This window comes from Pedobacter sp. SG908 (genome assembly GCF_011759615.1).
GTDB classification, from domain to species: domain Bacteria; phylum Bacteroidota; class Bacteroidia; order Sphingobacteriales; family Sphingobacteriaceae; genus Pedobacter; species Pedobacter riviphilus.
On the sequence record NZ_JAAOYY010000001.1, the window covers coordinates 58,923 to 75,319 of the forward strand.

General features: G+C 40.7%; 13 protein-coding genes. All 13 read left to right on the forward strand.

Annotated elements, in window-relative coordinates:
- The 13 genes from FHT21_RS00285 (at position 1) to FHT21_RS00345 (ending at position 16,387) form a co-directional block, all read left to right on the forward strand.
- Entirely contained in the window at positions 1-1,173 is a 1,173-nt protein-coding gene (locus FHT21_RS00285; protein WP_167292810.1) for an efflux RND transporter periplasmic adaptor subunit, read from the forward strand.
- Between the two features lie 295 nt (positions 1,174-1,468).
- A complete protein-coding gene (locus tag FHT21_RS00290) occupies positions 1,469-2,587 on the forward strand; it encodes a Gfo/Idh/MocA family oxidoreductase (RefSeq protein ID WP_167292812.1) in 1,119 nt (372 codons plus the stop codon).
- 237 nt (positions 2,588-2,824) lie between these two features.
- Complete coding sequence (locus FHT21_RS00295) at positions 2,825-3,676, forward strand: chromate resistance protein ChrB domain-containing protein (protein WP_167292814.1); 852 nt, start codon at positions 2,825-2,827, stop codon at positions 3,674-3,676.
- 68 nt (positions 3,677-3,744) lie between these two features.
- A complete protein-coding gene (locus FHT21_RS00300; protein ID WP_167292815.1) occupies positions 3,745-4,929 on the forward strand; it encodes a chromate transporter in 1,185 nt (394 codons plus the stop codon).
- 10 nt (positions 4,930-4,939) lie between these two features.
- Positions 4,940-5,470: a hypothetical protein gene (locus tag FHT21_RS00305; RefSeq protein WP_208398844.1), complete on the forward strand. Its 531-nt coding sequence runs from the start codon at positions 4,940-4,942 to the stop codon at positions 5,468-5,470.
- A gap of 184 nt (positions 5,471-5,654) precedes the next feature.
- On the forward strand, positions 5,655-6,143 hold the full coding sequence (locus tag FHT21_RS00310; RefSeq protein ID WP_167292817.1) for a hypothetical protein: 489 nt from the start codon (positions 5,655-5,657) through the stop codon (positions 6,141-6,143).
- A 116-nt stretch (positions 6,144-6,259) separates the two neighbouring features.
- Positions 6,260-7,111 carry an AraC family transcriptional regulator gene (locus tag FHT21_RS00315; RefSeq protein ID WP_167292818.1) on the forward strand — a complete coding sequence of 284 codons (852 nt, stop codon included), beginning with the start codon at positions 6,260-6,262 and terminating at the stop codon, positions 7,109-7,111.
- A gap of 403 nt (positions 7,112-7,514) precedes the next feature.
- Positions 7,515-8,093, forward strand: a complete 579-nt coding sequence (locus FHT21_RS00320; protein ID WP_167292819.1) for an RNA polymerase sigma-70 factor — start codon at positions 7,515-7,517, stop codon at positions 8,091-8,093.
- 115 nt (positions 8,094-8,208) lie between these two features.
- The gene (locus tag FHT21_RS00325; protein ID WP_167292820.1) at positions 8,209-9,357 is read left to right on the forward strand and encodes a FecR family protein; all 1,149 of its coding nucleotides are present in this window, start codon (positions 8,209-8,211) and stop codon (positions 9,355-9,357) included.
- 199 nt (positions 9,358-9,556) lie between these two features.
- A complete protein-coding gene (locus FHT21_RS00330; RefSeq protein WP_167292821.1) occupies positions 9,557-13,147 on the forward strand; it encodes a SusC/RagA family TonB-linked outer membrane protein in 3,591 nt (1,196 codons plus the stop codon).
- A 15-nt stretch (positions 13,148-13,162) separates the two neighbouring features.
- Positions 13,163-14,623 (forward strand): RagB/SusD family nutrient uptake outer membrane protein, encoded by a 1,461-nt coding sequence (locus tag FHT21_RS00335; RefSeq protein WP_167292822.1) that lies wholly within the window; start codon positions 13,163-13,165, stop codon positions 14,621-14,623.
- 59 nt (positions 14,624-14,682) lie between these two features.
- Positions 14,683-15,930: a TlpA disulfide reductase family protein gene (locus FHT21_RS00340; protein ID WP_167292823.1), complete on the forward strand. Its 1,248-nt coding sequence runs from the start codon at positions 14,683-14,685 to the stop codon at positions 15,928-15,930.
- A gap of 7 nt (positions 15,931-15,937) precedes the next feature.
- On the forward strand, positions 15,938-16,387 hold the full coding sequence (locus FHT21_RS00345) for a protein-disulfide reductase DsbD domain-containing protein (RefSeq protein WP_167292824.1): 450 nt from the start codon (positions 15,938-15,940) through the stop codon (positions 16,385-16,387).
- Positions 16,388-16,397: the final 10 nt, after the last annotated feature.

Genomic DNA, 16,397 nt, shown 5'->3' on the forward strand with positions numbered 1-16,397 from the left:
ATGAGATCCATATATAAATATTTTATCCTGATATCTTTCCCGTTTTATTTGGCTGGCTGTAGCAGTCCTAAGTCGGAAAAAGAACCCGAAAAAGAGGCTGTTCACGAAAAGAGCGATATCGTAACCCTTACCGCAGAGCAGCATAAGCTATCAGAAATTACCCTGGGAGATATTGAGCTGAAGGAATTAAGCGGAACAACAAAAGTAAACGGCGTGCTCGATCTTCCCCCGCAAAGCCTGGTATCCATTTCTACGCCGCTGGAAGGGATTGTAAAAAGTACCAACATGCTGCAGGGAAAACGGGTAGCCAAAGGGGCGCTCGTAGCTGTAATGCAGAATCCCGAATTTATTCAGATGCAACAAGATTATCTCGACTATAAAAGCCAGCTGCAGTTTTTAAAGCAGGAACTCGACCGCCAGGAAGAATTGGCAAAGGAAAACGTAAACTCTAAAAAAGCACTTCAGAAAGCAAGGAGCGAATACCAGAGTGTAAGTGCAAGATTGCTGGGGCAACGCTCAAAACTTTCTTTACTGAATATCAGTTTTTCGGCACTGGAAAAAGGGCAGATCCAGAAAACCTTTAACCTCTATGCGCCGATGTCGGGTTACGTAACACAGGTTAACACCAATATCGGTGCCTTTGCCAGCACCACTGATGTATTGTTCAAAATTGCCGATACCGAGCACCTTCATGCAGAGCTTACGGTATTTGAAAAAGATGTACCCAAGCTTAAGCTGGGGCAGAAAGTCCGCTTTGTACTGGCCAACGAGGAAAAGGAACGCATGGCTACGGTTTATCTCATCGGCCGGGAAATTAGTAAAGAGCGTACCGTGCAAATTCACTGCCACCTGGATAAGGAGGATACACAGCTGCTTCCGGGCATGTACCTTAGGGCTTATGTAGAAAGTGGTATGAACAAGGTAGAAGCTTTGCCTGATGCGGCAATTGTTGAATTTGAAGGCAAAAAGTTCGTCTTTATAGATCAGCCCGATAGTAAGGGCAGCAACACTTACCGATACAGGATGACGGAAGTAAAAACAGGCGTTGCAGAGAATGGTTATACGCAGGTTTCTTTTGCAGAGCAGATCGGTGATGTAAAGGTAGTGGTAAAGGGAGCTTACGATCTGTTAAGCAAGGTGAAAAATGCCGAAGAAGAGGGTGAGGGACATTAAAATCGAGCAAGATTGTAGTATAAGAATCAGGTTGAGTTTCCAAACTCAACAATATTTCATCTCTCCGTAGCGTCGCTGCTTAACTCTACGGAGAGATGGATTCGCGAGATTTTTCAGGTAATTGCATAATAATCTTATTGTTCTGACGAGGCTAAAAATCATATATTGAAAACTAAATGTGAACGATTGTTGTTGCATATCATAAAGAAAATCAATCCATTAACTGAAAAAAAATGTGAGATCACGTATATTGCTTAATAATTTTGCTGGATAAGGTACATAACCACAGGATAATATGAATACCAGAAGAGACTTTCTACAAAAAATGGGTGCATCAGTATTGATGCTGCAATTGGGTTCACTATCGGCATTTGCGAACGCTCCCGACGAGGTTGAACAACCTTATGAGGGCAGGGTACTTAACGTAGCCATAATGGGTTTGGGTGGATACGGCACCCGGGTAGCGGAGGCGATGAAGGCCTGTACCAAGGCGAAACTGGTAGGCGTAATCAGTGGTACGCCTTCAAAAATTAAAGAATGGCAAACGAAGTACAACATTCAGGAAAAGAATTGTTATCACTACGACAACTTCGATGAGGTGAAAAATAATCCGGATATAGATGCGATTTACGTGGTTACGCCAAATGCACTGCACCATAATCAGGTTATCCGGGTAGCAAAAGCAGGAAAACACGCCATATGCGAGAAACCGATGGCATTGAATGCCAAAGAGGCCCAGGAGATGGTTGATGCTTGTAAAAAAGCGAATGTAAAGTTACTGGTTGGCTATAGGATGCATTTTGAACCCCGTACGCTCGAGGTGATCCGGATGAGAAATGCGGGCGAATTCGGTAAGATTATGTTTTTCCAGGGACAATGTGGTTTTAAAATAGGTGATCCTAGGCAGTGGCGATTAAACAAAGCGCTTGCAGGTGGCGGATCAATGATGGATATTGGAATCTATGCGATTAATGGGGCAAGATATATGGTAGGCGAAGAGCCGGTTTGGGTGACAGCTCAGGAAACCAAGACTGATCCTATAAAGTTTAAAGAAGGTGTCGATGAAACCATACAATTTCAATTGGGTTTCCCGAGCGGTGCAGTTGCTTCCTGCTTATCAAGTTATAACATCAATTACCTGGATAGATTTTTTATGAGTGGCGACAAAGGATTTGCAGAAATGCAACCTTCTACCGGTTATGGCCCGATCAAAGGGAGAACACATAAAGGTGAACTCACGCAGCCCATAACTACGCATCAAACTGTACAGATGGATGAATTCGCAGCTATTATTTTTGAAGATAAGGAACCAATTGTTCCTGTAAACGGCGAGGAAGGTTTGAAAGATCTTAAAATTATAGATGCCATTTATGAGGCTGTAAAAACAGGGAAAAAGATCAAATTAATGGCTTAGCCAAATGGTTTTAAAGCGGGTTTAACTAAGTCCGGTCGAAATAGCTTCAAAACCTGTTTTAGTGCAGCCACATTGTACGGGCCTTAGCAGAAAAGCAAGCTTGTAAAAAAGAAAGGCCATTTGAAGAGTCGCCATATACAAACTTCAGACAAATAATTATTAGTGTTCATGAAACAATCAACAGGTATTCTGGTTGCTAACAATTAACTTTGTAAGCATGACTATATTGTTCCTACCATGAAGTGGATTACCAGGGAAAGACCAAAAATTGACCGGATAGCCTGTCCGTGGCTGATCAAAAGATTTATAGATCCTGGAGCAGAGATCATCTACGTGCCCTTTGAACGGGTTTTAATTTTGGCTGATGAACTTGATGCTATTCCTTTCGACCTTCCCGGGGTAGAATACAGCCATTATGAAGATCGCTGTACATTTGATTATTTTTTAAAAAAGCACCAGATCAGGGATGAAGCGCTCGACCGTATGGCAGCAATTATTCGTGGTGCCGATACGGATAGGCTTGACTTTGCGCCTCAGGCAGCCGGACTTTCTGCTATCTTTCTGGGGCTTTCCAGAAATATAACCAATGACCAGGAACTACTCGAACTTGGCATGAAGGTTTATGACGGATTATATACCTGGGCCAGGCACCTGCATGATCAGCGGCATACGCAATCACCTGTTGAGCAGCTATTGCTCGAAGTGTACAATAAGTATTTAAAATCCAGTGAAAAAAAGGCTCCAGAATGGACCAGGGAATTGCGGGAGATGATTCAGGATCAGCTGGACACTAATATGAGCATGAGCCTGCAACAAGCCTCTGATTCGCTTGAGATCAGCCCTGCATACCTTTCACGTGAATTCTCAAGATATTTTGATAACCTTTCTTTTGGCGATTACATCCGTAAGATGCGCATCGATAAGGCAATTAGCCTGATGGAAACGGTATCTTATTCATTAACGGAGATTGCATACCTCACAGGTTTTTCAGATCAGAGCCATTTCAACCGGATTTTCAAGAAACAGACCGGCGAAAATCCCTCTGCATTCAGAAAAAAATTGCTCAAAGGTAAAAAGGATACAAAATAGTTAATTCCGTTCAATTTTTGCGTATTTCCATTGGCTAATATTGTGGTTTAAAAAATCACTTAAAAGCAATGAAGCATCAAAAGAAGGCTGATCAAAACATCGCCTACTCGCTTAAACAAATAGTATTCTACTTTCTAAAACTCGGTACCTGGGGCTTTGGCGGGCCAGTGGCTTTGGTAGGCTACATGCAACGCGACCTTGTTGAGGATAAAAAGTGGATCAGCGAAGAGGAATACAAAGAGGGACTGGCACTGGCTCAACTTGCGCCAGGCCCACTGGCCGCGCAACTGGGTATTTATATCGGTTTTGTACACTATGGTTTTCTGGGCGCAACGCTAAGCGGACTTGCCTTTGTGCTCCCTTCTTTTATTATGGTGGTTATCCTCGGAATGGTATACCAACTCTATGGTGGACTGGCCTGGATGCAGGCCGTTTTCTATGGGGTTGGAGCCGCAGTAATTGGAATTATCGCAGTAAGCGCCTATAAACTTACCATTAAATCCATTAGTAAACTGGAGCTTTCAGCAATCCGTTCGAACTGGCTCCTATGGATATTTTATGTGTTGGGAATAGGGATTACCGTAATTACCGAAAGAGAAGAGATATTACTCTTTTTAGCTTGCGGACTGTTTTATATGGTGATAAAGGCACCTCCTAAATGGTTAAAGAAATCTTCATCACTTCCTGCTGGTATTTTTATAAGTACAGGATTTTGGAATTATGACAGTAAGACATTACAAGAGATCGGTTGGTTTTTTGCCAAGGCGGGTGCGTTTGTTTTTGGGAGTGGCCTTGCTATTGTACCATTTCTACACGGTGGGGTGGTAAAGGAGTTTGGCTGGCTCACAGAACATCAGTTTGTAGATTCGGTAGCAGTAGCCATGATTACTCCGGGGCCGGTTGTAATTACTGTTGGCTTTATTGGCTATCTGGTTGCAGGCTTTCCTGGTGCATGTGTAGCCGCACTGGCCACATTTCTGCCCTGCTACCTTTTTACTGTAGCCCTTGCGCCATCATTTAAAAAGATTGCCAGGAATGTGAGTATAAAAGCTTTTGTACAGGGTATAACAGCAGCAGTGATTGGGGCACTGGTAGGGTCGGTAATCGTTATCGGCTTGCGGTCCATTACTGATATCGCAACAGCCGCTATTGCCATTGGGGCTGTACTCGCACTAATTTATATTAAAAAAATCCAGGAACCCTATATTGTAGCTGCGGCTGCGATAATCGGTTTGCTTATTAAATTTATCTAAACAAGTTATCATGTTAAAAACGAATACCAATTTAATCATCCGCATGCTTCTGTTAACAGTTTGTGTTACTGCATCATCAATGTTTTCTGCAAATGCGCAACAATCTTCTCCATACCCAAAGGTAACAGGCTACGTGGCTATACTCAACCCGATAGGCAGCTGGAGCAAACAAGGTTTTGCCGATAATTTTTCAAAAGTATATACCATAGGTTTTCCCTTTGGCATAAACATCTTAAAAAGCGAACATTTTGGCGTTAGCTTTGAATTGGTGCCTTCCATCCGAACAGAGAATGGCATTTCAAAAGTAAATTCAGTGCTTTTTCACCCCGGTGCAATGTTTCGCTTTAGTCACGGTTTCACATTTATTGCTAGGGCAGCTTTCGAGACCAGCGGCAGGTTTGGTTTTACACCAGTTGTTAATCAGATTTTATTGAAGGGAAAGAATATTAACTTATATGCAGCTGTTCCGGTTCCGTTCCGGTTCGGCAACGGCCAACCGGCATCCTTAGGCGCAGGGTTGCAAGTAGGCGTTGGATTTTAATATCTAAGATTCACTGGTACTGGGTTAAACCAGTGCCAGTGTCTGGCCATTGCTTTAGGTTGGTCGCAACACATCTGGTCATTTTTGAACGGGATTACCAAATAATTGAACGAATAAACAAAATCCCTTAACTTTACTATAGCCACTTTTGTAAACAACAATTAGATACTCAACAAAAAAGACTATGGGACTATCAGGTTTAGGAATTTTTCATACCATCATTGGTATAGTGGCCATTGTAGCGGCAATCATTTCATTTGTACGCTTTGGCAAAATTGATTTAACGCATCTTAGTGGTAAAATATACTTTTATACCACTACCGTTACGGCTTTAACAGCATTAGGGATCTCCAAACACGGTGGTTTTAATGCGGGGCATATTTTCTCGGTATTCATTTTTATTTTGGTGGTGGTCGCTTTTTGGCTCTCGGTAAAGCGAAGCACCAGTAATAAAGCCCGCTATGTGGAGAATTTTTTACTCTCTTTCAGTTTCTTTCTCTCACTCATCCCTACCGTAAACGAAACCTTTACCCGCGTACCACTGGGGCATCCGTTGGCCAAAGGCCCTACAGATCCGCTAATTGCCAAAACCCTGCTGGTGCTTTTAATTGCATTTATTGCAGGTGCTGTTTACCAGTATATTAAACAACGGAGGATAACTAAATTGAATTAAGAGGCATAATGCCTTTTGCATCATTCAAATTTTTATAATTAATAGACTAATGCAGGGTGCTTAAAAGCCAAATCCTGCATTAGTTTTTCTATTTTTATAGCCGAAGGTTTTTTAATATGATTATCGACCATAAAAAATACGACTTGTTTGGTAAATCCATTATCCAAAATATCAGGATAAAGGCGCCTTTCACCTTCGATTTTCCCATTACCGATAATGCCTGCTTTTTGTACATGTTACAGGGCGAAATGCAATATCACCGCGACGGAGACCGGGTAAATATACCACATAAACATGCTTTGTTTTTAAATTGTATACAAGCCAGCAAAACCATCAGTAGCTTAAGTAGAGGGGATATTAACGAAATTATGATCGTTAATTTTCATCCCGATATTTTAAAGCGGATTTACGATCGAGAGATGCCGGTCATACTTCAAGCACCCGGTCGGATGGTTTCGAACAAAAGTGTCGAAATTTTAAACAACAATTTTTTAATCGAAAAATATATCGAAGGCTTGCTGTTTTATTTTCAGCATCCGGCACTGGTTAACGAAGATATACTGGTTTTAAAGCTAAAGGAAATTATCCTGCTTCTGGCCCAGACTGCTAATGCCCGGGCCATACAAACCATATTTGCACAGCTTTTTTCGCCTACTATCTATACCTTTAAGCAAATTATTGAGGCCAATCTGTTCGCCCAGCTCAGTATCGATGCCCTGGCACAGCTTAATAATTTGAGTTTATCGTCTTTTAAACGCGAATTTGCCAGGCATTATAACGATACGCCAGCCAATTACATCAAAACCAAAAGACTCGAAAAAGCTGCCGAAATGCTGTTAATTTCAAAGGAGAGGATTAAAGATATTGCTTTTAATTGTGGCTATAATGATTTGGCCAATTTTACCAAAAGCTTTCGCCATAGGTATAAGTGTACACCTAGCGATTTTCGGGAACGCCAGCAGCGCTAAGGCTGCGGCACTTAGACAGCGATGCCAATATTTTTCTTGAAAAGCACACAAAAGGCCTGATCTGCTTGCCCATATCGTTTTTCATAGCCTACCAGGCCATTAATGTAATGGTTTAATTCCTTGTTGGTTAAAGTTGTTGTTTTTTACAGCATTGAGAAGCCCGTTGGAGAAACCAGAAACAAATAGACTATAAAGTTTTGCTTTTCATTGTATTAGCGATTTGATGAACGGGAGAAGGTATACTGGTTTATCCAAATGTTTCGCATTCTTTTTTATTCTAAAATTTTTATATTTTTATTAAATATTAAGATAATTTTAACAAATTAATTTAATAAAACCCCAAGTTTAGCCTGATAAATATTTGTGATTTAATCACGATTTCTGGCGATAGGTGTGCATCAGGATGTCAAAGTTAACACGTGAAAAAGAGCTGGAATTACTTCGTCGCCTATTATTGGATGATGAGGAGGCTTTTGCTTCTCTTTTTTACGGCTATAAAGATAAACTCTACGGCTTTATTTTTAGGATAACAGAATCCAGCGAGATTGCAAAAGATATCGTTCAGGATGTTTTTCTAAAAATTTGGAACACACGTCATAATACCCATCATGTAGAAAATTTCAATGCTTTTGTCTACCGTATGGCCAAAAATGCTGCTCTTGATCACTTGAAGCGAAAATCGCGTGAGTTAATAGCTGTTTCCGATCTTCGCCTGATTTCTGATGAGCACATGGCCAGCAATCCATTCGAGGATATGAAAGCCACAGAAATCCAATCGAAATTCGAACAAGCTTTAAAAAATCTGCCAAAGCAGCAGCGCGTAGTCTATGAGCTAAGGCATTTGGAAGGGGAAGAGTATTCTGAAATTGCAAAAAAACTAAATCTTTCTGTTGCAACGATTCGGAGCCATTTCAGAAATGCGCTCATTGCGCTAAAAGCAGGCCTTTTTTTGCTGCTTTTCATGATGTTTTTTCGCTTCTAATTTTAGAAGTGCAAAAAATAAAATAAAAAAATAATTTTCTCTTGCACATTTTGACTATTCTGTCGTCTTACCTTTAAAAACACGCTAAAATTGCGTTGATTTTTAAATTAGGTTTATGTCAAATGATACAATAACAGCTTTATTAGCAAAATATCTAAAGGGTGAATGTGATAAAGAGGAACGGGATCAGTTATTTAGTCAGCTGGATACATTAGAACCCAAACAGCTCGATGATCTTTTGAACAGCGCGTGGAAGGATTATGAATCTGACATTGAACTTTCAGAAGGAGATTCACGGGAAATCCTCAATGCGATCTTAACAAAGCGCAGTAAATACTCTTTAAAATATATCTCTATCGCTGCGTCTATTTTAATTGGTATCGTTACAGTTACCTACTTATTCCTTACTTCTAAAAAAATCACCAGTACCCAAAATATGGTCTACACAGATATTAGGCCTGGCGGTAACAAAGCTGAACTTCTCATGGCAAATGGGAAAAAAATATTACTGGGTAGCGGCTTTCAAAAAATTGAGATGCCAAATACCGATTTGATAGTGCAACAGCATTCCAACGGATCATTAACTTACACCAATGGTATAAATACATTACCTGCAAAAATTGCCTATGATACCCTTCGGACTCCAAGGGGTGGGGTTTATCAGGTTAACCTGAGCGACGGCACGAAAATTTGGCTCAATGCTTTTAGTGCGATCAGATTTCCTGAAAAATTTGCCAGTAACAGACGTGATGTCGAACTTCTATATGGTGAAGCATATTTTGAGGTAAAGCATATGACAAATGCACCGTTTGCCGTTAAAACAGCTGCAGGGATTGTTCGGGATTTGGGAACCAGTTTTAATGTAAACAGCATTTCTAATAAGGGCCATGTTGCCGCCACTTTATTGGAGGGAGCTATTGAAGTCGAATCGAACGGTCAATTTAAAAAGATAAAGCCCGGTCAGCAGGCGTTATTTAGTAAAAATAAAATATCGGTTAACGATGTAGACGTTGAGGAGATGACTGCCTGGAAAGATGGGTATTTTATGTTCGACGAATCGATGGAAAGTGCCATGAATAAAATTGCCTTGTGGTACGATGTAAAGGTTGAATACCAAAACGAAGCCCTAAAACACATTCCGGTCTTGGCTACCATAACCCGCTACGGCGAGATCAAAAATGTGCTGCGGATTTTGGAAATGACCAAAAAGGTGCGCTTTAATGTGAATGGAAGAACAATCAAAGTTGTGCGTTTTGCACCATAACCTAATATTAATGAACTGATTTATGATCAACTACCAAACCAAACTTAACTAAACCAAACCACATGAAAAGTAACTAATTGCCATCACTTAAAAGAGGAAAAGGAGTGCTGGAACACCCCTTTCCAAACTCTTAAATCTTTCCGATCAGATCGGAAATGAACGTTTCTTACTAGGTAATTCACGATTTAAAAGAATGTAAATGTATAAAATTTCTACGACAGATTTTATGCAGCTTCCACGCTGCGTCCACAAAGTTTTTAGGCTTACCAAGCCAACTTTTTTCCTGCTACTGATCTCGCTGTTACATGTAAGCGCATCAGGTTTAGCACAAAATATCACAATTAATCAAAAGAAAATCTCTTTAGTAAAGGTGTTTAGGGAGATCCGATCACAAACAGGGTATAGTTCAGTTTGGACTGATACGGAGGAGAAGAACAAAACTTTTAATGTGAGTCTTACCAATGCGCCTTTAGAAGCGGCACTTAAACAAATACTTGCTCAAACAAATCTTTCCTATAGCATTGATAAAGAAAATAGGGCGATTTTGATCTTCACTAAACCAAACACAGCAACAGTAAGCCCCCCGGGCTTGATAGATGTAAAAGGTGTTGTTGTAAATGTGCTAAAACAGCCACTGCTGGGCGCCACCGTTAAAGTTAAAAACAGCGCAATCTCCACACAAACAGGTGCCGATGGCTCATTTCGTTTAGCAGGTATTGCCAGTGATGCTGTTTTAATGATCTCCTATGTTGGATATGCAGTTAAGGAGATAAATGCATCGCCGGATATGGGAACCATTCCGCTTGAATTTGCTGCCAATGATCTTGAATCGGTAAATGTTACCTTCTCAACAGGATATCAAACGCTCTCGAGGGAAAGAAGCGCAGGCTCATTTTCAAAGCCCAGCCTGTCGGTTATGAACGATAGATCAAGCAGCACAAATGTATTGCAAAGGTTGGATGGATTGGTACCTGGTTTAGCCGTGAACAATGCTCCCGATGCAGGTAACAATCCCTTTTTGATACGTGGTTTATCATCAATCAATTCCAACAGAGGTCCGCTTGTGGTTTTAGATGGGGTACAGGTTCCCGATAATTTTATTCAAAACATCAACATGCAGGATGTTGCAGATATCACCGTACTTAAAGATGCAACCTCCTCCTCTATATGGGGTGCTAAAGCGGCTAATGGCGTAATTGTGATTACCACAAAAAAAGGCACTGCCGACGAAAAGTTGAAAATTGATTATGACGGGTATCATAATTTTCAGGGCATGCCTGATCTGAGCTATATCCAGAAGATGAACAGCGGCCAGTTTATTGCTACAGCAAAGGAGCTATTTCCACAATATGTGGGCAGTAATTCCTATAATTCTGTTCAATTAATTGCCCCTGTTACACCTCATTTGCAGGCACAGTATGATGCAAGCAGAGGCTTAATAACCCAGGCCCAGGCTAATGCAAAACTCGATAGTTTAGCGGGAATAGATAACAGCGATCAGCTTAAAAAGTATTTCTACAGACAGGCAGCAACTACTAACCATACCTTATCTGTATCCGGTGGTGGTAAAACACATTCATTTTATGGTTCTGCTAATTATATTGGAACGGTTAATAATACTCCGGGCCAGACAGACGACCAGTACAAAATCAACCTGCGCCAAGACTTTAAGTTCAACAAACGCCTCCAGGTTTACCTCATCACCGATCTCACCAACAGGGTTACCAGGAGTAATAATATAACCGTTCCAAGTTTGGATCTGGTGCCTTACCAGTTATTTGCTGATCCCGCAGGAAATCCATTAATAGTCAATCATATGGGTAATTATAGCGATGATCTACGTAAAGATTATCAGGCAAGAAGCCGTATTAATCTGGATTATTCCCCTTTACAGGAGATAGAGAATGGATACACCAAAGGTAATGCATTATCTACAAGAGTTGTGGCGGGTGTGACACTGGAGCTTATAAAAGGCCTCCGTTATGAAGGAACATTCGGTTATAACATTAATTCTTTTAAAAATCGCGTGCAGCTGGATCAGAACAGTTATGCGGTAAGAGACGAAGTAATGACATTTACCCAGGCGCCTACGCTTAACAGTACCCCTATCTATAATGTCCCGGCTTTTGGGGGCCGGTTAACTGCTACTGATGAACTGCTCAAAAGCTGGACAATCAGAAACCAGTTTTTGTATGATCATACCTGGCTTGATAAACATCAGTTGACCATTATGGCAGGACAGGAAGCAACCAGTAACTCTCCGCTTTCAACAACGACCATCTATAGGGGATGGGATGATCAGCTTCAGGTAGCAAGACCTATAAATTATCAATTATTAGGTGAAGGTATCACCGGAACGGTAGCAGGCGGAACAAGGACATTAGCTAATAATGTAACCGGTGGCGAAGGTGTAATCAGCAGGACATCCTCTTATTTTGCCAATTTAGGTTATACATTCGACCGGAAATACACGCTAAACAGCAGTATCCGTATTGATAGAAGCAATTTGTTTGGCTTTGACCAATCGGCTCAGAACAGACCGGTGTGGAGCGTTGGGGGTAAATGGGCACTTGGAAGAGAGGAATTTATGAAGCCCGTAAATTGGTTAAGCCGTTTAGATCTTAGGTTTACCTACGGTATCACAGGTAATGCACCCACTCCAGGTACTGCAGCATCATGGGATATTTTACGTGCCGAAACAAATGTCAATTATCCAAACGGCGTTGGCCTGATCATCAATGCACCCGCAAACAAAAAACTTACCTGGGAACTCACCAAAAACTATAACCTGGGTCTGGATTTTGAAATCCTGAATGGCATATTGTTCGGTTCGATAGACGGTTATATCCGGAAAACAAATGATTTGATCGGTAACCTGACAACCGCACCGCTTACGGGCTTTGCCTCTGTGATCGGGAACTTTGGCGATTTGCAAAACAAGGGTTTAGATATCTCGCTTGGTTCGCTAAACATCAGCAATAACAATTTCACCTGGACCACTTCATTTACCTTAGGTTATAATAAAAATAAGATATCGCGGCTTGCAAATGCTACGCCCATCACTACCGGGCCAGGCATGATCAGTACCAGGTTCTTGGATGGTTATCCTTCTTTTGTGGTATTTGCCTATGATTATGCGGGTTTAAATGCTTCCGGAGATCCCCAGGTCAAACTGGCTGATGGAACGGTTACTTCAAATCCGACAGCAACTACTGCTCAAGATGTAGTATACATGGGAAGTTCACAACCTGTTTACAGCGGTGGTTTTTCTAACAATTTCCGCTATAAAAATGTCACATTGGGCATCAATATTATTTATAACGGTGGAAACGTAATGTTTCGCGATGTAAATACATTTTGGTCAGGCGTACCTTATTTAAATTACATGACCAGCGAATTTGCCAACCGTTGGAAAGTAGCCGGAGACGAGAACAAGACCGATATCCCTCGATATGCTGCCACAAGTGCGGTTAGTGGGAATAGAAATACGAACTATTATACTTATGCAAATAGCAACGTGTTTAATGCTTCCTTCGCGAAGATCCGCGACATCACATTAGCCTATGATGTTAGGGGTGGGCTAATCAAAAAACTGCATGCACAATCTATAACATTCAGGGCACAGGTTTCCAACTTAATGTTATGGAAAGCCAATGATTTAGGGATCGATCCAGAGTTCCAGTCTTTAGGAAATGTTGGTGCAACTCAAACCGCCGGCAACACCGGAGCGATAAGAAACCTGCGTACAGGGCAAGGAACAATAACATTAGGGGCCCATATCACACTTTAAATAGAATTAACAATTATGAAACTCACAACGAAATACTTTTTAATAACACTGGTTGCCTGCACCATGCTTTTGGCTGGCTCCTGCAAAAAAGATTTTTTGGAAATACAGCCCAAAGGATCACTGATTGCAAAAACAACAAACGATTACGAACAGATTTTAAATGGTTTGTTTTTGCAAAACACCGTTTCTGCTTCTATATACCTTGGAGATGACGTGGCCCTGCAAAATAATTATCTTGAAAGCGTGCCTTTACGCGTTCAACGTTTGTTCCGGTATGAAGATATGGTTTACGAGCAGAACGAACTTCCGCAGGAAATAACGGCTCCCACGGGTTATATTCAAAAGCTTTACCTTTTTAATAAGATCATCAACGAGGTAATGGGATCAACACAGGGAAGTGATCAGCAGAAAAAGCAGTTATTGGCTGAAGCAAAAGTTGGTAGGGCTATTTGCAATCTGGCCTTTTTAAATGACTTTTCTTTGCCTTATAATCCTGCTTCAGCTTCAACTGATTTGGGCATACCGCTCATCACTGCCGCCGATGTTACCCAAACATCGTTTACCCGTGCAACTGTAAAGGAATGTTATACTGCAATCATAAAAGATTTAACAGAAGCCTTTCCAGACCTCGGGCCGGTTACGCACCGCAGAAGGTTATCAAAAATGGCTGCTGAATTTTTTCTTACGAGAGTATATATGAATATGCTTGATTTTACTTCGTCTAAAACACATATTGACGGTGCTTTTGCAGAGTTATCTAAATCAACCATACCACTCTCCCTTTATGATTACAACGTTGTTTTAGATGAAAATGCGGCTGGTTCCTGGTTTCCACTCAACTTCCTGGGGGCGTTAAGTAACCTTCCCCTTGCAGCAAACAACAGCCAGGTCATTTATAATATTTCTACCACTGTCTGGAATTTCAACTTTGCTGATTGCCCTGTTTTTACCCCTCAGGTAGCAAGTCTTTATAGTGATGATGATAAACGATTGCTGCTTTATTCAGACACCGAGTTATTTGGCGACCTGATTTATCCTAAAAAAGTTCGTCGTTATCCCAATTTCTTTCTAGACATAGGACCATCTCTACCCGAAATGTATTTAATGCGTGCAGAAATAAAGGCGCGGGGAAATGATCTGAACGGAGCAAAGGCAGATGTTGAAGCTTTACGGTCAAAAAGAATGCCCGCCTCAGCTGTGGCCCTGCCTTCAAACGTAGTTTCGGATCAACAGGCCATGGTTAGATTTATTTTAGATGAACGCATTAGGGAGTTTGCGCTTTCAGGCTTGCGGTGGTTGGATATGCGTCGTCTTTCAGTAGATCCGATCTATAAAGATCATATCAATCCTAACCACTACCTCCTGGATTCTGACGGCAATGTTTTAAAAACTTATACGTTAACGCCGAAGCGCTATGCGATGAAATTTGGAAGCCTCATGATCAACCAGAATCGAGGATTAGTAGACAATCAATAACCTTTCTTTCGGCTAGCATCCCTGCTAGCCGCTATTATATCATATATCAAATGTCAGTTATGAAAATCAACAATTTAAAAAAATGTATTGCGACTGTAGTTCTGGGGCTGATGATCGGTTTCGGAGCTCAGGCACAACAGCCTAATCCTTTGGCTGAAAAGTATGACGAGTTTACCCTTATTGATAAAGCACAGGATCAGGAGAAATTTTATAAGGACTTAATTAAAAAGATACCTGAAACGGAGAAAAATAGAAAACTTTACGACCGTATCAGGGGAGCAATAGCCATCAACTGGCTTCATGAGGAAAATTTTGATAAGTTCAAACAATATGATCAGTCTGTTAAAGATGGTCTATCATTGTTTGAGCTAACCAACATTCTTGAAAAGTGGTTAGATGACAAAAAAAACCTAGCATGGATGGATGTAACTTCCAAACAATATCTTAAAGATATTGAAAACGGTTTACGTAAAGATGATTTCGAACACGCACACGAAGTCTTATTGGAAATTTCAGCAACAATAGATTGTATAAATGGTGATAAAAGTGCCGCATTAGCAAAGATTAATGAAGCGCTTAAAGATGCTAAAATGAGGAACATGAATTATTTTAAAGATTCAAAGCCAAATTTTATCAGTCGTTATGCGTTCATTTTAGATGCAAACGGCCAAACCCAAAAGGCGATTGATACACTTACCGTTTCCGTTAAAGATGCAGAATCCAATCCCAAACTTTTAGCTATCCTTAAAACCATCTATGCAAAAGTAAATGGAGAAGATAATGCTACAAAATATGTTGCTTCATTGCAAGATGAGGCCTATCAGCGCTATTATAAAGAACTCGAAAGTAAGTGGGATCCAATTGGCAAACCCGCACCAACAGTTGCCATCACTAAATTAAATGGGCAGGAATTTAAAGTGTCTGATTACAAGGGAAAAATCCTGGTAGTTGATTTTTGGAGTACAACCTGTACGCCCTGCAAAGCCTGCTTCCCTGCTTTCGAAAGAATTGTTGCAGACTATAAAAATGAACCATTTCAGTTATTCGTAGCAGGAATAGCAGAAGATAAGGAAACCCAGCAGCAATATGTTGATAAATCTAAGCTGACTTTAGATGTATTAAGAGATCCTGAAATGGCATTCTATAAAGCAATTGGTGCGAAAGGTACACCACATAAGTTTATCATCGATCCTAAAGGAATAATAAGAATGGACGGAATTGGTTACGCTGGCTCAACAGATCGCGAATACTATGAAGTTAAAGCAATGATAGAGATTACTAAAAAGCATGCCGCCAACAATAATTAATAACAATATGAAAAAAAATCTCATTCTTTTGTTCATCTGCTCATTTTTTACACTGAAAGGATTCGGGCAAATTTATCATCCCATAAAGTGGAGTTATGCTGCAAAGAAAACGGGTAAAAATGAAGCAGTTGTATTCGTAAAAGCCACCTTGGAAAAAGGCTGGCACTTATATTCACAATATGTCGAAAAGGGTGGTCCACAACCAACTAAATTTACTTTTGAAAAATCCAATACCTATAGCCTGATAGGAGCTACAAAAGAACCTCATGCGATTATGCGTTTGGAACCCACGTTTATGATGGAAGTCGGCTTTTTCGAAAATGCAGTCATTTTTCAGCAAAAAGTCAAGTTAACCGGTAAAAAAGCCGCGGTAAAAGGGAAAGTAGAGTTTATGGTATGTAACGATAAAATGTGCCTTCCTACAGATGAAGTCGAATTTACCGTTAACGTAATTTAATATCCAGAAC

Coding starts and splice junctions, on each gene's coding strand:
- FHT21_RS00305 (WP_208398844.1), top strand. CDS start 4,940: ATGTTAAAAACGAATACCAATTTAATCATCCGCATGCTTCTGTTAACA.
- FHT21_RS00285 (WP_167292810.1), top strand. CDS start 1: ATGAGATCCATATATAAATATTTTATCCTGATATCTTTCCCGTTTTAT.
- FHT21_RS00310 (WP_167292817.1), top strand. CDS start 5,655: ATGGGACTATCAGGTTTAGGAATTTTTCATACCATCATTGGTATAGTG.
- FHT21_RS00290 (WP_167292812.1), top strand. CDS start 1,469: ATGAATACCAGAAGAGACTTTCTACAAAAAATGGGTGCATCAGTATTG.
- FHT21_RS00340 (WP_167292823.1), top strand. CDS start 14,683: ATGAAAATCAACAATTTAAAAAAATGTATTGCGACTGTAGTTCTGGGG.
- FHT21_RS00295 (WP_167292814.1), top strand. CDS start 2,825: ATGAAGTGGATTACCAGGGAAAGACCAAAAATTGACCGGATAGCCTGT.
- FHT21_RS00335 (WP_167292822.1), top strand. CDS start 13,163: ATGAAACTCACAACGAAATACTTTTTAATAACACTGGTTGCCTGCACC.
- FHT21_RS00345 (WP_167292824.1), top strand. CDS start 15,938: ATGAAAAAAAATCTCATTCTTTTGTTCATCTGCTCATTTTTTACACTG.
- FHT21_RS00320 (WP_167292819.1), top strand. CDS start 7,515: ATGTCAAAGTTAACACGTGAAAAAGAGCTGGAATTACTTCGTCGCCTA.
- FHT21_RS00300 (WP_167292815.1), top strand. CDS start 3,745: ATGAAGCATCAAAAGAAGGCTGATCAAAACATCGCCTACTCGCTTAAA.
- FHT21_RS00315 (WP_167292818.1), top strand. CDS start 6,260: ATGATTATCGACCATAAAAAATACGACTTGTTTGGTAAATCCATTATC.
- FHT21_RS00325 (WP_167292820.1), top strand. CDS start 8,209: ATGTCAAATGATACAATAACAGCTTTATTAGCAAAATATCTAAAGGGT.
- FHT21_RS00330 (WP_167292821.1), top strand. CDS start 9,557: ATGTATAAAATTTCTACGACAGATTTTATGCAGCTTCCACGCTGCGTC.